The sequence below is a fragment of the Streptomyces davaonensis JCM 4913 genome (assembly GCF_000349325.1).
In the GTDB taxonomy this organism is placed as follows: Bacteria; Actinomycetota; Actinomycetes; order Streptomycetales; family Streptomycetaceae; genus Streptomyces; species Streptomyces davaonensis.
Window position 1 is genome coordinate 3,699,629 of record NC_020504.1, and the last position, 14,799, is coordinate 3,714,427.

The following is a 14,799-nucleotide window of genomic DNA, read 5'->3' on the forward strand; positions in this document are numbered from 1 at the left end:
GCTACGCCGTCAGCCACGCCCTCAGGCGTTCCTCCCCCGCCAGGATCTTCGCCGTCTCCACCCGCTCGTCCCGCTTGTGCGCCAAGTGCGGGTTGCCGGGGCCGTAGTTGACCGCGGGGACGCCGAGGGCGGAGAAGCGGGACACGTCCGTCCAGCCGTACTTCGGCATCGGGGTCCCGCCCACCGCCTCGATGAAGGCCGCGGCCGCCGGGTGGGAGAGGCCGGGCAGCGCCCCGGGGCTGTGGTCGTCGACCACGAACTCCTCGATCCCGCAGTCCGCGAACACCTCGTGGACGTGGGCCAGCGCCTCCTCCTCCGTACGGTCGGGGGCGTAGCGGAAGTTGACCGTCACCACGCACTCGTCCGGGATGACGTTGCCTGCCACGCCGCCGGAGATGCCCACCGCGTTCAGGCCCTCCCGGTACTCCAGGCCGTCGATCACCGGCCGGCGGGGCTCGTACGAGGCGAGGCGGGCCAGGATCGGGGCGGCCGCGTGGATCGCGTTGGAGCCCATCCAGCCGCGCGCCGAGTGCGCCCGCTCGCCCTTGGTCTTCAACAGGACCCGCAGGGTGCCCTGGCAACCGCCCTCGACCTGCCCGTCGGAGGGCTCCAGCAGCACCGCGAAGTCCCCGGCCAGCCACTCGGGGTGTGCCTCGGCCACATGACGCAGACCGTTGAGGTGTGCGGCGACCTCTTCGTTGTCGTAGAAGACGAAGGTCAGGTCGCGGTTGGGGGCGGGGACGGTCGCGGCGATGCGCAGTTGGACCGCGACGCCGGACTTCATGTCGCAGGTGCCGCAGCCCCACAGGATGCCGTCGTCGTCCAGCCGGGAGGGGACGTTCTCCGCAATGGGGACCGTGTCGATGTGGCCGGCGAGGATCACGCGCTCGGCGCGGCCGAGGTTCGTACGCGCCACGACGTTGTTGCCGTACCGGTCGACGGTGAGGTGCGGCAGCGCCCGCAAGGCGGTCTCGATGGCGTCCGCGAGGGGCTTCTCGGCGCCGCTCTCGGAGGGGAAGTCGACGAGCCGGGCGGTCAGGAGCGCGGCGTCCAGCGTGAGGTCAAGCGGGGTGTCGGGCATGGCTCCGACCCTAGCGTCCCGGTCGTCGGATCAGTTTTCGCACCGATCTCGATGGCCGCCCTACTCTCCAGTACCTTGTACGCGTGCCAGAGCCGTCCCCCACTCCCAGACGTCGTGGCCGCCTCTTCCGTTTCGGGGCGGCCTTCGTGGTCCTGCTCGCCGTGGCGGGCTATCTCGTGGTGCAGTACGTCACCGGGGGCGCGGGGGCGCCCGGCTGCAAGGTCGTCTCGGGCGACGACGACTCCGCGACCTACGAGTTCTCGCCGGAGCAGGCCGTGAACGCGGCCACGATCGCCGCCGTAGGCACCGGGCGGGACCTGCCCGAACGGGCCGTGACCATAGCCCTGGCGACCGCGATCCAGGAGTCCGCGCTGCGCAACATCGAGCACGGCGACCGGGACTCGCTGGGCCTCTTCCAGCAGCGGCCCTCGCAGGGCTGGGGCACCGAGAAGGAGATCATGGACCCGACCTACGCGGCGGGGATCTTCTACGACCACCTGGTCAAGGTGGAGGACTACACGAAGCTGCCGCTCACGGTCGCCGCACAGCGTGTGCAGCGCAGCGGCTACCCGGACGCGTACGCCAAGCACGAGCCGGACGCCGCGCTGCTCGCCGCCGCCCTGACCGGCCGTTCCGCGGCCACCCTGACCTGCGAGGGGCGTCCTGGCACCACCCCGGTCACGGGGACCGACCCGGTGCGCACCGCGCTCGCGCGGGACTTCGGACGGGACGTCCTGGAGCCCGCCGGTGCGGTGGTCGGCGACAAGGCCTCGGCCTCCGCCAGCGCCGGCAGCGACGGGCGGACGCTCACCCTGCCCGTGGCCGAGGAGCCGCGGCGCGGCTGGCAGCTCGCACACTGGGCCGTGGCCAACGCCTCCGCCCTGCGCCTGGAGCGAGTGTCGTACGCGGGCCGGGAGTGGACGGCCGGGAACACGGACAGCCAGTGGCGCCCGACCGGGACCGGCGCCGCCGGTGCGGAGAAGGACACCGGTTCCGTCCGTATCGTGACCGCGCACTAGTGCGGCGAGTCATTCGCACGAGTTACCGCCGAAGACGGGGGTTCACGATGCCCCGGGTTTTCGGCGCGGGCGATCTCCGGTCCCCCGGAACCCTTGGGAACAAAGGGCTGTAAGGATTCGGCAGGCTTTCCGTTCTCGGATTCTTTGCCCGTTTTTATCCACAGCAGATAATGCGACGCATTACCAACTCTTTACGTTATCCCGCCGCAACCTTCGCGGACTTCGAGCGGTAGTCACTGCGTCCGAGGCCGGAGATCAAGTCCGGTCGGACAGTTCACCGCTCACACCACACACCCCCGTCGAAGGAGCATCATGACCCTCCCCCTGACCCGCCGGATCGCCCGTGCCGCGCTGCTCGTCGCTGCGGGAGCGGCCGCCGGGGTCGGTGCGGCCGGCTCCGCCAGCGCGGCCCCGGAACTGCCCGCCACCCCGAACCTCGGCGGTCTCACCGCCCTGGACGGGGCGAGCGTCGGCAACACGGTCGACGGTGCGGCGCAGAACGTCACCGGGCTCGCGGGCGAAACCGGCAGCAAGGCGGTCAAGAAGTCGGTGCCGGCCGCGGGCAAGACCAGCGGCAAGGCGGTCAAGAAGGCCGCGCCCGCCGCGCAGAAGACCGCGGGTGACGCCGCCGGTTCGGCCGGGGACATCCTGGGCGACACCACGTCCACCGCGACCAAGGGCGGTCTGCCGACGGACTCCCTGACCAAGGGCGGGCTGCCCGCGGCGGACTCCCTGCCGGTCGGGAACCTGCCGCTCGGCGGCTGATCGCCTGACCGCCGAACGGCGATGGGGCCCGGGGTTCTCCCCGGGCCCCATCGCCGTTTCTCAGGCATCAGGAAAGCCGCCGCACCGCTTCCGCCACGCGCTCGTCCGTCGCCGTGAACGCCACCCGCACGTACCGCTCGCCCGCCTCGCCGTAGAAGTCGCCCGGCGCCACCAGGATGCCCAGCTCGGCCAGGTGGGCCACGGTGTCCCAGCAGGACTCGGACCGGGTGGCCCACAGGTAGAGGCTGGCCTCGCTGTGCTCGATGCGGAAGCCGTGGCCGACCAGGGCGGTGCGCAGGGCGTCGCGCCGGGCCGCGTAGCGCTCGCGCTGGATGCGGACGTGCTCGTCGTCGCCGAGGGCCGCGATCGCCGCCGCCTGGGTCGGCGCCGAGGTCATCATGCCGCCGTGCTTGCGGATCTCCAGGAGCGGGGCGAGGACCTCCGGGTCGCCCGCGAGGAAGGCCGCGCGATAGCCCGCGAGGTTGGAGCGCTTGGAGAGGGAGTGGACGGCCACGATCCCCTCGTGTGAACCGCCGTTGACGTCCGGGTGCAGCACCGAGACCGGGTCGGCGTCCCAGCCCAGCTCCAGGTAGCACTCGTCCGAGAAGAGCAGGACGCCGTGCTCACGGGCCCAGGCGACGATCCTCGTCAGCTCCTCCTTGGACAGCACCCTGCCCGTGGGGTTCGACGGGGAGTTGAGCCAGAGAAGCTTCAGGCCCTCGGGGTCCAGCGTCGTCGGGTCGTCGTAGACCTCGTAATCGGCGCGGGCCAGGCGGGCGCCGACCTCGTAGGTCGGGTAGGCCAGGCGCGGGTACGCGACGCGGTCGCCGGGGCCGAGGCCCAGCTGGGTGGGGAGCCAGGCGACGAGTTCCTTGGAGCCGACGATCGGCAGGACGTGCCGGTGGGTGATCTCGCGGGCGCCCAGGCGGCGCTCCACCCAGCCCGTGATCGCGTCGCGCAGCTCCGGCGTGCCCCAGACCGTCGGATAGCCCGGCGAGTCGGCCGCCGCGATCAGTGCTTTCTGGATCAGCTCGGGGACCGGGTCGACCGGGGTGCCGACGGAGAGGTCGACGATGCCGCCGGGATGCGCGGCCGCCGTCGCTTTGTACGGCGCCAGCTTGTCCCAGGGGAAGGTGGGGAGACGGTCGGAGACTGCGGACACGGGATCTGGCTCACTTTCTCGTCCGTACGGCAAACGCCTCGGCCCCGCAGGCGATCGAGGGCGATCAGGCCGTGCGGGACCGAGGCGGCGCGGTGATGCGGGCCGCTCTCAGCCGTTCTGCGGCGGCAGCGCGGCGATGAAGGGGTGGTCCCGCTCGATCAGACCGAGCTTGCTGGCGCCGCCGGGGGAGCCGAGCTCATCGAAGAACTCGACGTTCGCCTTGTAGTAGTCCTTCCACTCCTCCGGAGTGTCGTCCTCGTAGAAGATCGCCTCGACCGGGCAGACCGGCTCGCAGGCACCACAGTCGACGCATTCGTCCGGGTGGATGTACAAGGACCGGGAGCCCTCGTAGATGCAGTCGACCGGGCACTCCTCGATGCACGCCTTGTCCTTCACGTCGACACAAGGCTGCGCGATGACGTAGGTCACGCTGTCGTTCCTCCTCGATTGGGCGCTGGCGGGCCTCCACAGGCTCCGCCGCCTGGCGCGCGGGAGCGCGGCGTCGTCGATGCCCGCCCCTAGTATCTCCGTTCTTGGGCATGATCCGAACAGGAGGGGTGAACTGACCTGTGGAAATCTCTGCGACGGGGCGCCTTGAGGTCCGTATCACCGCTGCTGACGTGGGTAAACGGGTCTCCGTACGACGCCTGAACGATCTCCCGCGTGAGGGTGAGAAGTTCACCGACACGGTGGGTGTTCTCGCATCATGGGACAACGGTGTGCTGCTGATCACACGGAAGACCGGCGAAACCGTCCGTATCGCGGAATCGTCGCTGGTCGCGGGCAAGGTCGTGCCGAGCGCCCCGGCCCGCCGCAGGGGACCCGCCGCCTCGTACACGGAACTGGCGCACATCGCCACGCGCGCGTGGCGGCCGGTGGAGAGCGAACGGCTCGGCGAGTGGGAGCTGCGCGCCGCCTCCGGCTTCACCCGCCGCGCCAACTCCGTGCTCCCGCTGGGCGACCCGGGGATGCCGCTCGACGACGCCCTGGCGGCCGTACGGCGCTGGTACGGCGAGCGTGGGCTGCCTGCCTACGTCCAGACCGCGACCGGCGCGGAGGGCACGCAGGAGCTGCTCTGCGCGGAGCTGGAGCGACGGGGCTGGACCCGTGAGGTCTCCGCCGAGCTGTGGATCGGGGCGCTGGCCCCGCTCGCCGACCGCGAGGAGCCCGCCGGGGTCGTGCTGTCCCGGACGGCGGACGATGCCTGGCTGGCCCGCTACCAGCGCAAGGGGCTCGGCGAGGTGGCCCTGAAGGTGCTGGGCAGCGGCCCCTCGGTGTGGTTCGCGACGGTTCCGGGCGACGGCGAAGTGCCCGCGGCGATCGGACGGTGCGTGGTCGACGGCCGCTGGGCCGGCTTCGCCGCCGTCGAGGTCGATCCGGCGCTACGGCGCCGGGGGCTGGCCTCCGCCGTCATGGCCGCGCTGGCCGCACGCGCCCTGGACGAGGGGGCGTCGGCGGCCTGGCTCCAGGTCGAGACGGACAACACGGCGGCGCAGGCCCTGTACGCGGGGAACGGTTTCTCCGCGCATCACGCGTACCACCACTACCGCCAGCCCGACAGCGAGCCGGGGAACTCCGGCTCGGGCCGGTAACCGATCGCCGTGAGAGGGCACGAGCCTGCTATGCGTCCCCCCTACCCACCGCCGCCCGAACGTTCGCTCGAACTGCGCCGCCGGTTCGCCGAGGAGGCCCGCTGCGAGCGGCCCGATCTGTCGACGCTCTGTCTGCTGCTGGGCGCCGAGGCGGACGGCACGCTGGACGAGGCGGGCATGGACGCGGCCCAGATGGAGCTGGACCGGCTGGCGGGGCTGCTGCCGTTCCGGCCCGGCGGTCCGCGCGCCTGGGCCGTGGCCCTGCGCGAACTCCTCGGCGACCGGCTCGGTTTCCGGGGCGCCCCGGGTGACTATCAGCGGCTGGAGTCCTCGCTGCTGCACGAGGTGCTGCGGCGGGGGCGCGGGCTGCCGATCCTGCTGTCGGTGGTGTGGATGGAGGTGGCCCGCAGGGCGGGGGCGCCGGTGTACGGCGTGGCTCTGCCGGGGCACTTCGTGGTGGGGTTCGGGGAGCCGGGCGAGCAGGTGCTCGCCGATCCGTTCAACGGCGGCCGGGCGCTCACGGGGGCCGACGCCGAGCTGCTGGTGGCGGGGGCCACGGGGGCGGCGCTGGATCCCTCGATGCTGGTGCCCGCGACGCCGCTGGAGGTCGTCTCGCGGATCCTCAACAACATCCGGGCCTGGGCCGCGGCCCGGCCGGAGCGCTCGGACGTGGCGCTGTGGGCGGTCGAGCTGGCGCTGCTGCTGCCCGCGCATCCGGCCAGGCTGCGGTACGAGCGGGCGCAGCTGCTGGTGCAGCGCGGCGACTTCGTGGCAGGCGCGGCGGAGCTGGAGGCGTACGCGGAGGTGGTGGAGGCGGTCGACGCCCCCGCCGCGGGCCGGGTACGGCAGCAGGCGCGCGCGGCGCGGGCGATGCTGAACTGAGGCGGAGGCCGGAGTGCCGGACGACCGAGGCGGCCGTGCGGCACTCCGGGTGGCTCAGCTCGGGTTGGTGTCGATGACGGCGGTGCGGTCCGCGGTGGTCTTGCCGCGCAGGGCCTGACGCAGTGCGGAGACGACGTCCTCGGGGGTGACGGCGGTCTTCTTGCCGGTGCCCCGGGTGATCAGGACGCCGTCGAAGGTGGTGCCGTAGGCCTCCTTGAGCGCGTCGAGGTCGTAGGTGTCGACGAGCTTTCCGTCGACGGCCTTGACGCCGAGGATCTTCGGCAGGGACAGCTTGCCGAACTGGATGCGGTGCGCCGCGTCCGTCTGCACGGTCGCGAGGTCGGACATCGCGGGCTCCGCGAACTCCTTCATCATCCGGTCGACCTCGGCATTGGAGATCGTCGGCTGCTGGGCCGTGGTCTCGACCGACACCGCGGGTGCCGCGCCGGTCTCCACCTGGGTGCGGTACGCCTCCTCGACCGCGTCGGCCGACTTGGCGGCGTCGATGCCCTTGCCTGCCTTGCCGTAGACGGCGACGGCCTTGCCGGAGTCGAACTTGATGGTGCCTTCGGTCACCGAGCCGGAGCCGCCGCCCGCGTTCTCCAGGGCGGCCGCCAGCTTCTCCTCGTCGACCGGCATGACCGGCTCGACCACCCGCTGCTGCCCGAAGAGCGAGCCGATCACGGAGACCGGGTTGTAGTCGCTCTGCGCGGCCTCGCTGACCGTGGCGGCGGCGTCGAGCTGGAGCCCCGCCTGGTCCGGCTTGAGGGTGACGGTCTTGCCGCCCACCGTCAGCTTCAGCTCCTTGTTGACGCGCTCCCCGAACGCGTCGTCGAGCTTCTGCACGGCGTCGTCACGGGTGCCGCCGCCGATGTCGACGCCGAGCACGGTGGTGCCCTTGGGCACGTCGGAGTGGTTCATCAGCAGGCCCGCGCCGTAGAGGCCGCCGCCCAGGACGACCACACCGCCGATGAGCAGGCCCGACTTGCCGCGGCCCTTCTTTTTCTTCGGCGCGGGGGCCGCGGGCGCGGGCTGGGCGACGGGCTCGGGCAGCCTCGGGGGCGTGTGCGGCAGGGGTCCGTCGGTGTGCGCGCCGGGCCCGAACGGGGCGTGCTGAGCGGCGGCGGGCGGGACGACGGGGATGCCGCTGGTGACGGTGTGCCCGGAGACGTTGTCCGCGGGGTTGCCGTAGCCGGGGGTGCCCGGTTCGGGGGCCGGCTTCTGCGGGGTGAGGATCGCGGTGTCGTCGCTCAGGCCGCCGCCGGGTGCGTGCATGCCGGGGGCGCCCATGGCCGCCGCGGGGCCGCCGCTGACCGGGGGCACCACGGGGCCGTCGCCGGTGACCGGGCCGGTGGTGGGGCCCGCGGGGCCGTGCGGGCCGCCGACGGGGGCGGGGCCGCCGGGGCCGCCCGGGCCGTTGAAGCCGTTGGGGCCGCCGGGGGCGCCCTGGCCGGCGTAGCCGTGCTGGCCGTTGTCGGAGAAGTACGGCAGATCGTCGCGGCGCGGTTCGTCGCCGGGGCGGGGGCCGCCGCCGAGCGGGCCCGCGGCCAGCGCCTCGGTCACGTCGAAGGAGCCGGTGCCGCCGCCGTGTCCGGGCGCCACGGGGCCGCCGGTCGCGCCCGGCAGGCCGGCGCCGTTGGTGGCGCCGGGGCGGGGGCCGCCCGGCAGGTTCATGGAGCCGGTGACCGAGCCGGGGCGCGGGGCCGAGGGCGCCGCACCTGCGGCGGGACGTGCGCCGGAAGGCGCCGCGCCCGAACCTCCGGGCGTACCCGCCCCGTTGCTCTGGCCGCCGCCCGGACCGGCCTTGGGGGCCGAGGACTTGCGCGGGGCGAACCACCCGCTCGCCGGCTTCTCCTCGGCGGCCGGGGCCGCGGGCTCGGCGGGCGGCTCGGGGGCACGCGCGGCGGACGCCTCCGGCTCGGTGCTCGCGGCGGAGCTCTCGGTCTCACCGACGGGCTTGCGCACGACGACCGGCGGAATGGGCCGGGATCCGGGGATGTTGATCCGGATCCGGGTGGTCAGCGTGGTCTCGGTCTTGCGTTCCTCCGGCCGCGCGGCCGAACGGCCCGCGTCCGGACCGGCGTCGGGAACCGCGGGGGTCCCGTACGGCGGCGTGCCCGAGGGGTATGCGGCTCCGCCGCGCCCGTTGGGCCCGGAGGACGGACTGTCAGTTTCACGACTCAAGGCAGGTTCTCCCGGTTGGCTCCGCCGCCCGATTCGACCTCACTGCTCCGGGCGGCTCGGCGGCGCGCACCACCATACTGGCCACTTCTGGCCCGTATCCCACGACCGTCAGGGAAACCCACACGGGACTCGCACGTGCGCGGCGGGGTGAAGTGGTACGTCACTTGCGAAGTCGGCCCCCGACGCCGTCCGGTTGCCGCGTGGGGGCGAGGGTGGCGCACATCACAGCCGCGGCCATGCCGCCGAGCAGGAAGACGTAGGAGCCGCCGTCCGAGGCGAAGACGAAGTCGCCCTCCGGGCGGCTGGCGGTGAGCAGGATGACGGCGATCATCCAGCCGGCGGCGGGCGCCACCGCACCGGCCCGGCTGCGGACGGCGAGGGCGCCGCCGGCGCAGAGCCCGATCTCGCCCGCGAGCGCGAGCAGCAGCCCGAGCGGGAACCAGGCCGCCTGGATCAACGCGCCGGCGGCACCGACGACCGCGCCGAGCAGGAACAGGCCGAACAGAAGTGCGGCGCGGCCCAGGGAAGGGGGTCTCAGGGGCTGAGCGAGCACGGAAGTCGGTTCGGTGGTCTTCATCGCGCTTCCTCGATCCCCGCGAACAGGTCGGTCTCGGGCGCCGTCCGACCGCCCTGTCCCCGCACCAGCTCGTAGTACTCAGTCGTGAAAACGGGCTGGGCGAGTTCGTTGGAGAGGACGAAGTACTCTCCGGACACCTCGATCTGGGTGGCGTGGGCGGCCATCGCCGCGGTCTTGGCGGCGGTGTGCGCGGTGCCGTCGACGACGGTGGTGATCCGCTCGTCCGCCACCACTCCGGGGACGTCGTCCAGGACGGCCGTCTTGGTGAAGGGCAGCTCCGGCAGGGCGTCCTGGAGCCGGGCGAAGGCCTGCTCGCCGACGGTGCGCGGGACGCGGTTCCAGTAGACCTTGGCGATCGGCAGGCCCGCGTCGGCCGCCAGCTCGACGGCGCGCATGGCGACACGGTGGGCCTGGATGTGGTCCGGGTGGCCGTATCCGCCGTTCTCGTCGTAGGTGATCAGCACCTGGGGCCGCACCTCCCGAATCACCTCGACCAGGTGTCCGGCGGCCTCGTCGACGTCGGCCTGCCAGAAGCAGTCGGGGTCGTCGTTGTCGGGCAGGCCCATCATCCCGGAGTCGCAGTAGCGGCCGGGGCCGCCGAGCAGGCGGAAGTCGTCGACGCCGAGCGCCCGCATGGCCGCGGTCAGCTCACCCAGTCGGTACTGGCCGAGGGCGGCACCGGACAGATGCGCGAGACCGGGCGGAATGACCTCGCCCCGCTCACCGAGCGTGCAGGTGACCAGGGTCACCCGGGCACCGTCGGCGGCGTAGGCGGCCATGGTCGCGCCGTTGTTGATCGACTCGTCGTCCGGGTGCGCATGCACCAGCAGCAGACGCCGCTCGGGCAGTTCCGTCATGGGCCCACCCTACGAGGCCCCCGGGACTGCTCCCCCGCCCGCCGTCAGAACTTGATGCTGCCGATCATGTCCGCCACGCTCGTGGTCAGGTCGTTGATCGTCGGCGACAGGGTCGACGAGGCCAGGTAGAAGCCGAGCAGCATGCAGACGACCGCGTGGCCGCCCTTCAGGCCCGACTTCTTGATCAGCAAGAAGACGATGATCGCCAGCAGCACCACCGCCGAAATCGAGAGTGCCACGGCGGCTCACCTCCAAAGAACCCAGGGACGTGGGGGTGGGACAGGACAGGACCAACTGACCTACCAGGCAGATAAATCCACACAGTGGAACAGCAGGTTCATACCCACTATGCGCTAACGATCATAACTATCCGTACGTGCGCATCGATCGGCGCACGGCCGCACAAGGGGGCGCATGGCCAATATGGTCGGTCCATGACGACGAGGTCTGACTCCTTCCCCCGGCGGCACGCCCGCACCCAGCGGTTCACGCTCGGCGCGCCGCGCGCTTTCACCGTGGCGCCCGACGGTGCGCGAGTCGCGTTCCTTCGCTCCTCCTCCGGCGCGGACCGGGCCAACGCCCTGTGGGTTCTCGACCCGGAGGACGGGCGGGAGCGCGTGGCGGCGGACCCGCGCGCCCTCCTCGGCGGTACGGCGGAGCGCCTCTCCGCGCAGGAGCGCGCCCGGCGCGAACGCAGCCGCGAGGGCGGCGCCGGCATCGTCGGCTACGCCACCGACACAGCCCTGGAGTTGGCGTCTTTCGCCTTGTCAGGGCGGCTCTTCGTGGCGGAGCTGCGGGCCGGCACGGCGCGCGAACTCCCCGTCCGGGGACCGGTGATCGACCCGCGCCCCTCCCCCGACGGCCGCCATGTCGCCTACGTCGCCGACGGCGCCCTGCGGGTCGTCGGCGCCGAGGGCGAGGGTGAACGGACGCTCGCCGAGGAGGAGTCGGAGCAGGTCTCCTACGGTCTGGCCGAGTTCATCGCGGCCGAGGAGATGGGGCGGGCGCGGGGCTTCTGGTGGGGCCCGGAGTCGGACCGGCTGCTCGTGGCGCGGGTGGACGACACGCCGGTGAGCCGCTGGTGGATCTCCGATCCGGCCCATCCGGAACGCGCGCCCCAGCGGACCGCGTACCCGGTGGCGGGCAGCGCCAACGCGGACGTACGGCTGTTCGTGCTCGGCCTCGACGGGGAGCGCACGGAGGTGCTGTGGGACCGGGCGCGCTATCCGTATCTGGCGCATGTGCACTGGTCAGCGGCGGGTGCGCCGCTGCTGCTCGTCCAGGCTCGCGACCAGCGCAGCCAGTTGTTCCTGGCGGTGGACCCGGACTCGGGGGCGACCCGGATGGTGCACGCGGACGAAGATCCAGTTTGGCTGGATCTTTTCCCCGGGGTGCCGTGCTGGTCTCCGTCCGGACAGCTTGTGCGGATCGCCGACGAGGGTGGCGCCCGGGTGCTCGCAGTGGGTGAACGTCCCTTGACGGGCGCCCAGTTGCACGTCCGTGCGGTGCTCGATGTCTCGGACGACGACGTGCTCGTATCGGCGTCCGCAGGGGAGGCGGCCGCCGAGCCGGAGATCGGCGAAGTGCATGTGTACCGGGTCAATGAACTGGGCCTGGAGCGCGTGTCGCAGGAGCCCGGCGTGCACTCGGCGGTGCGCGCCGGGGGCGTGACCGTTCTGGTGTCCGCCTCGCTGGACCGGCCGGGGGCGCGGGTGCGGGTACTGCGGGACGGGAAGCAGACGGCGACGGTCACCTCGTATGCCGAAGATCCCGGTTTGACCCCGCGCGTGGCATTCGTCGAGGGGGGCGCACGTCGCGTCCCGTGCGCCGTGCTTATGCCAACGGACTACCGCGGTGACACCTCCCTGCCGGTCCTGCTGGACCCCTATGGCGGTCCGCACGGGCCTCGGGTGGTCGCCGCGCACAACGCGCTGCTGACCTCGCAGTGGTTCGCCGACCAGGGGTTTGCGGTGATCGTCGCGGACGGCCGGGGCACGCCGGGGCGCTCGCCCGGGTGGGAGAAGGCCATTCACCACGACTTCACCGTCACGCTCGACGACCAGATCGACGCCCTCCAGGACCTCGCCAAGACCTACCCGCTCGATCTGTCCCGGGTCGCGATCCGCGGCTGGTCCTTCGGGGGCTGGCTGGCGGGGCTCGCGGTGCTGCGACGCCCGGACGTCTTCCACGCGGGGATCGCGGGCGCGCCGGTCACGGACTGGCGGCTGTACGACACCCACTACACCGAGCGGTACCTGGGCGATCCGGCGGCGGCGCCGGACTCGTACGCGAAGAGTTCGCTCGTCACCGACGAGGGGCTGTCCGAACCGGCCGAGCCGCACCGTCCGTTGATGATCGTGCACGGTCTTGCCGACGACAACGTCGTGGTCGCCCACGCCCTCCGGCTGTCCTCGGCCCTGCTGTCCGCGGGCCGCCCGCACGAGGTCCTGCCGCTGTCCGGGGTGACCCACATGACACCCCAGGAACAGGTCGCGGAGAACCTGCTGCTGCTCCAAGTGGACTTCCTGAAGCGGTCGTTGGGGATGTAGGTACGGCAACGGACCGGGGTTACATGGCGAACCCCGGTCCGTTTACGGCACCCGCACGGCCGTACGTTGTTCAGACTGACGCGTCCGTATATCGGAACCGGGTCAGCGGAGTTGCCTGTTTGTTACTCCGACGGCTCCTCCGGGGGGACCACCTGCTTCTCCTCGGCGAAGTGGCAGGCCGAGTCATGGGCCGTGGGGCCCGGAAGCAGGCTGAGGTGCGGCGGGACCGCGAGCAGGGGGACCTCCGCGGCGCAGCGGTCCTGGGCCTTCCAGCAGCGGGTGCGGAAGCGGCAGCCGGAGGGGATGTTCGTCGGGGACGGGACGTCGCCCGCGAGGATGATCCGCTCCCGGTGTTCGCGGGCCTCCGGGTCGGGCACCGGGACCGCGGAGAGCAGCGCCTGGGTGTAGGGGTGCGTGGGATGGTCGTAGATCTCGGCGTCCTTGCCGATCTCCACGATGCGGCCCAGGTACATCACGCCGACCCGGTCGGAGATGTGCCGGACGATCGACAGGTCGTGGGCGATGAAGATGTAGGAGAGCTCGAAGTCGTTCTGGAGGCGGTCCAGCAGGTTGATGACCTGGGCCTGGATCGAGACGTCCAGCGCGGAGACCGGCTCGTCGGCGACGATGATCTCCGGGCGCAGCGCCAACCCGCGTGCGATGCCGATGCGTTGGCGCTGGCCGCCGGAGAACTGGTGCGGATAGCGGTTGATGTACTCGGGGTTGAGGCCGACGACGTCCAGCAGATCCTGGACCTTGCGGCGCCGGTCGCCCTTCGGGGCCACCTCGGGGTGGATGTCGTAGGGCTCCCCGATGATGTCACCCACCGTCATCCGGGGGTTGAGCGAGGTGTAGGGGTCCTGGAAGACCATCTGGATGTTGCGGCGGACCGATCTGAGGGCCTTGCCGGACAGGGTGGTGATGTCCTCGCCCTTGTACGTGATCGAACCGGCCGTCGGCCGCTCCAGGTTGACCAGCATCTTGGCGACCGTCGACTTCCCGCAGCCGGACTCGCCGACGATGCCGAGGGTCTCTCCCTGGTCCAGCTGGAAGTCCACGCCGTCGACGGCCTTGACCGCGCCGACCTGCTTCTTGAAGAGGATGCCGGTGGTCAGCGGGTAGTGCTTGACCAGCCCGCTGACCTCAAGGATCGGCTCAGCCATGCAGGCACTCCCTCCAGAAGTGGCAGGCGCTGCCCCGCTCCTCCGATACGTCGTACAGGGGCGGCTCGTCGGTGCGGCACACGTCCTGGGCCATGGGACAGCGCGGGTGGAAGGCGCAGCCCGAGGGGATGCGCATCAGGTTGGGCGGCAGGCCCTTGATGGCGTAGAGCTCCTGGCCCTTCTGGTCCAGGCGCGGGATGGAGTCGAGCAGGCCGCGGGTGTAGGGGTGGGCCGGGGCCTTGTAGATGTCGTGCACGGGCGCCGACTCCACGATCCGGCCCGCGTACATCACGGCGATCCGGTCGGCGACGTCCGCGACCACTCCGAGGTCGTGGGTGATGAGGATCAGGCCCATGTTGTACTCGCGCTGGAGCTCCGCGAGCAGATCCATCACCTGGGCCTGGACGGTGACGTCGAGGGCGGTGGTCGGCTCGTCGGCGATGATCAGGGCGGGCTCCAGGGCCAGCGCCATCGCGATCATGATGCGTTGGCGCATTCCGCCGGAGAACTGGTGCGGGTACTGCTTGACCCGCTCCTTCGCGGCGGGGATGCGGACCCGGTCCATCAGCTCCACGGCCTTGGCGCGCGCGTCCTTGCGGGACATCCCGCGGTGCACCGTGAACATCTCGCCGAGCTGGTCGCCGACGCTGAGCACCGGGTTCAGGGAGGACAGCGCGTCCTGGAAGATCATCGCCATCTCGGCGCCGCGGATCTTCCGGCGCTCCTCCTCCTTCAGCTTCAGCAGGTCCTTGCCCTGGAAGAGGATCTCGCCCGAGGTGATCCGGCCCGGCGGCATGTCGAGGATGCCCATGACCGCCTGCGCGGTGACCGACTTGCCGGAGCCGGACTCGCCGAGCACGGCGAGGGTCTCGCCGGCGTCCACGGCGTAGTTGACGCCGTTGACCGCCTTGGCGACGCCGTCCCTGGTCCGGAACTCCACGTGCAGATCACGCACTTCGAGGAGCACG

Annotated in this window: 14 protein-coding genes; 5 read left to right on the forward strand and 9 right to left on the reverse strand. The window is 72.0% G+C overall.

What is annotated here, in order from left to right; translation table 11 throughout:
• Position 1 precedes the first annotated feature (1 nt).
• Positions 2-1,081 (reverse strand): succinyl-diaminopimelate desuccinylase, encoded by a 1,080-nt coding sequence (gene dapE, locus BN159_RS15985; RefSeq protein ID WP_015658028.1) that lies wholly within the window; start codon positions 1,079-1,081, stop codon positions 2-4.
• An 83-nt stretch (positions 1,082-1,164) separates the two neighbouring features.
• Between dapE and BN159_RS15990 the strand changes: the two genes are divergently transcribed.
• Both BN159_RS15990 and BN159_RS15995 read left to right on the forward strand, forming a co-directional pair.
• A complete protein-coding gene (locus BN159_RS15990) occupies positions 1,165-2,100 on the forward strand; it encodes a heavy metal transporter (RefSeq protein WP_078598817.1) in 936 nt (311 codons plus the stop codon).
• 312 nt (positions 2,101-2,412) lie between these two features.
• Positions 2,413-2,865 carry a hypothetical protein gene (locus BN159_RS15995; protein WP_015658030.1) on the forward strand — a complete coding sequence of 151 codons (453 nt, stop codon included), beginning with the start codon at positions 2,413-2,415 and terminating at the stop codon, positions 2,863-2,865.
• A gap of 67 nt (positions 2,866-2,932) precedes the next feature.
• Here BN159_RS15995 and BN159_RS16000 read toward each other — a convergent pair whose 3' ends face one another.
• Together BN159_RS16000 and fdxA are read right to left on the reverse strand one after the other, a co-directional pair.
• Positions 2,933-4,027: a bifunctional succinyldiaminopimelate transaminase/glutamate-prephenate aminotransferase gene (locus BN159_RS16000; protein WP_015658031.1), complete on the reverse strand. Its 1,095-nt coding sequence runs from the start codon at positions 4,025-4,027 to the stop codon at positions 2,933-2,935.
• Between the two features lie 108 nt (positions 4,028-4,135).
• Positions 4,136-4,456 carry a ferredoxin gene (fdxA, locus tag BN159_RS16005; protein WP_003985062.1) on the reverse strand — a complete coding sequence of 107 codons (321 nt, stop codon included), beginning with the start codon at positions 4,454-4,456 and terminating at the stop codon, positions 4,136-4,138.
• Positions 4,457-4,596: 140 nt separating this feature from the next.
• Between fdxA and BN159_RS16010 the strand changes: the two genes are divergently transcribed.
• Together BN159_RS16010 and BN159_RS16015 are read left to right on the forward strand one after the other, a co-directional pair.
• The gene (locus tag BN159_RS16010) at positions 4,597-5,619 is read left to right on the forward strand and encodes a GNAT family N-acetyltransferase (protein WP_041819383.1); all 1,023 of its coding nucleotides are present in this window, start codon (positions 4,597-4,599) and stop codon (positions 5,617-5,619) included.
• Positions 5,620-5,649: 30 nt separating this feature from the next.
• A complete protein-coding gene (locus BN159_RS16015) occupies positions 5,650-6,501 on the forward strand; it encodes a transglutaminase family protein (RefSeq protein WP_015658033.1) in 852 nt (283 codons plus the stop codon).
• Between the two features lie 54 nt (positions 6,502-6,555).
• On the opposite strand, the gene BN159_RS16020 is transcribed toward BN159_RS16015, so the two are convergent.
• The 4 genes from BN159_RS16020 to BN159_RS16035 all read right to left on the reverse strand — a co-directional run bounded on the left by BN159_RS16020 (position 6,556) and on the right by BN159_RS16035 (position 10,358).
• Positions 6,556-8,685, reverse strand: coding sequence for a hypothetical protein (locus tag BN159_RS16020; protein WP_015658034.1), 2,130 nt, complete (start codon positions 8,683-8,685; stop codon positions 6,556-6,558).
• Between the two features lie 160 nt (positions 8,686-8,845).
• Complete coding sequence (locus BN159_RS16025) at positions 8,846-9,262, reverse strand: DUF6113 family protein (protein ID WP_015658035.1); 417 nt, start codon at positions 9,260-9,262, stop codon at positions 8,846-8,848.
• Positions 9,259-10,119 carry an N-acetyl-1-D-myo-inositol-2-amino-2-deoxy-alpha-D-glucopyranoside deacetylase gene (gene mshB, locus BN159_RS16030; RefSeq protein ID WP_015658036.1) on the reverse strand — a complete coding sequence of 287 codons (861 nt, stop codon included), beginning with the start codon at positions 10,117-10,119 and terminating at the stop codon, positions 9,259-9,261. The genes BN159_RS16025 and mshB overlap by 4 nt, the downstream gene beginning before the upstream one ends.
• 44 nt (positions 10,120-10,163) lie before the next feature.
• Positions 10,164-10,358, reverse strand: a complete 195-nt coding sequence (locus BN159_RS16035) for a hypothetical protein (RefSeq protein WP_015658037.1) — start codon at positions 10,356-10,358, stop codon at positions 10,164-10,166.
• Between the two features lie 195 nt (positions 10,359-10,553).
• Here BN159_RS16035 and BN159_RS16040 point away from each other — a divergent pair, with 195 nt between their 5' ends.
• Positions 10,554-12,668 carry a S9 family peptidase gene (locus BN159_RS16040; RefSeq protein ID WP_015658038.1) on the forward strand — a complete coding sequence of 705 codons (2,115 nt, stop codon included), beginning with the start codon at positions 10,554-10,556 and terminating at the stop codon, positions 12,666-12,668.
• Positions 12,669-12,790: 122 nt separating this feature from the next.
• On the opposite strand, the gene BN159_RS16045 is transcribed toward BN159_RS16040, so the two are convergent.
• A complete protein-coding gene (locus BN159_RS16045) occupies positions 12,791-13,831 on the reverse strand; it encodes an ABC transporter ATP-binding protein (protein WP_015658039.1) in 1,041 nt (346 codons plus the stop codon).
• Positions 13,824-14,798, reverse strand: coding sequence for an ABC transporter ATP-binding protein (locus BN159_RS16050; RefSeq protein ID WP_015658040.1), 975 nt, complete (start codon positions 14,796-14,798; stop codon positions 13,824-13,826). Before BN159_RS16050 ends, BN159_RS16045 begins: the two co-directional genes overlap by 8 nt.
• Between the last annotated feature and the right edge of the window lies 1 nt (position 14,799).

Excerpts from the sequence above, each read along its gene's own strand:
- dapE (WP_015658028.1), bottom strand. The coding sequence starts at position 1,081 with ATGCCCGACACCCCGCTTGACCTCACGCTGGACGCCGCGCTCCTGACC.
- BN159_RS15995 (WP_015658030.1), top strand. The coding sequence starts at position 2,413 with ATGACCCTCCCCCTGACCCGCCGGATCGCCCGTGCCGCGCTGCTCGTC.
- BN159_RS16015 (WP_015658033.1), top strand. The coding sequence starts at position 5,650 with ATGCGTCCCCCCTACCCACCGCCGCCCGAACGTTCGCTCGAACTGCGC.
- BN159_RS16025 (WP_015658035.1), bottom strand. The coding sequence starts at position 9,262 with ATGAAGACCACCGAACCGACTTCCGTGCTCGCTCAGCCCCTGAGACCC.
- mshB (WP_015658036.1), bottom strand. The coding sequence starts at position 10,119 with ATGACGGAACTGCCCGAGCGGCGTCTGCTGCTGGTGCATGCGCACCCG.
- BN159_RS16040 (WP_015658038.1), top strand. The coding sequence starts at position 10,554 with ATGACGACGAGGTCTGACTCCTTCCCCCGGCGGCACGCCCGCACCCAG.
- BN159_RS16045 (WP_015658039.1), bottom strand. The coding sequence starts at position 13,831 with ATGGCTGAGCCGATCCTTGAGGTCAGCGGGCTGGTCAAGCACTACCCG.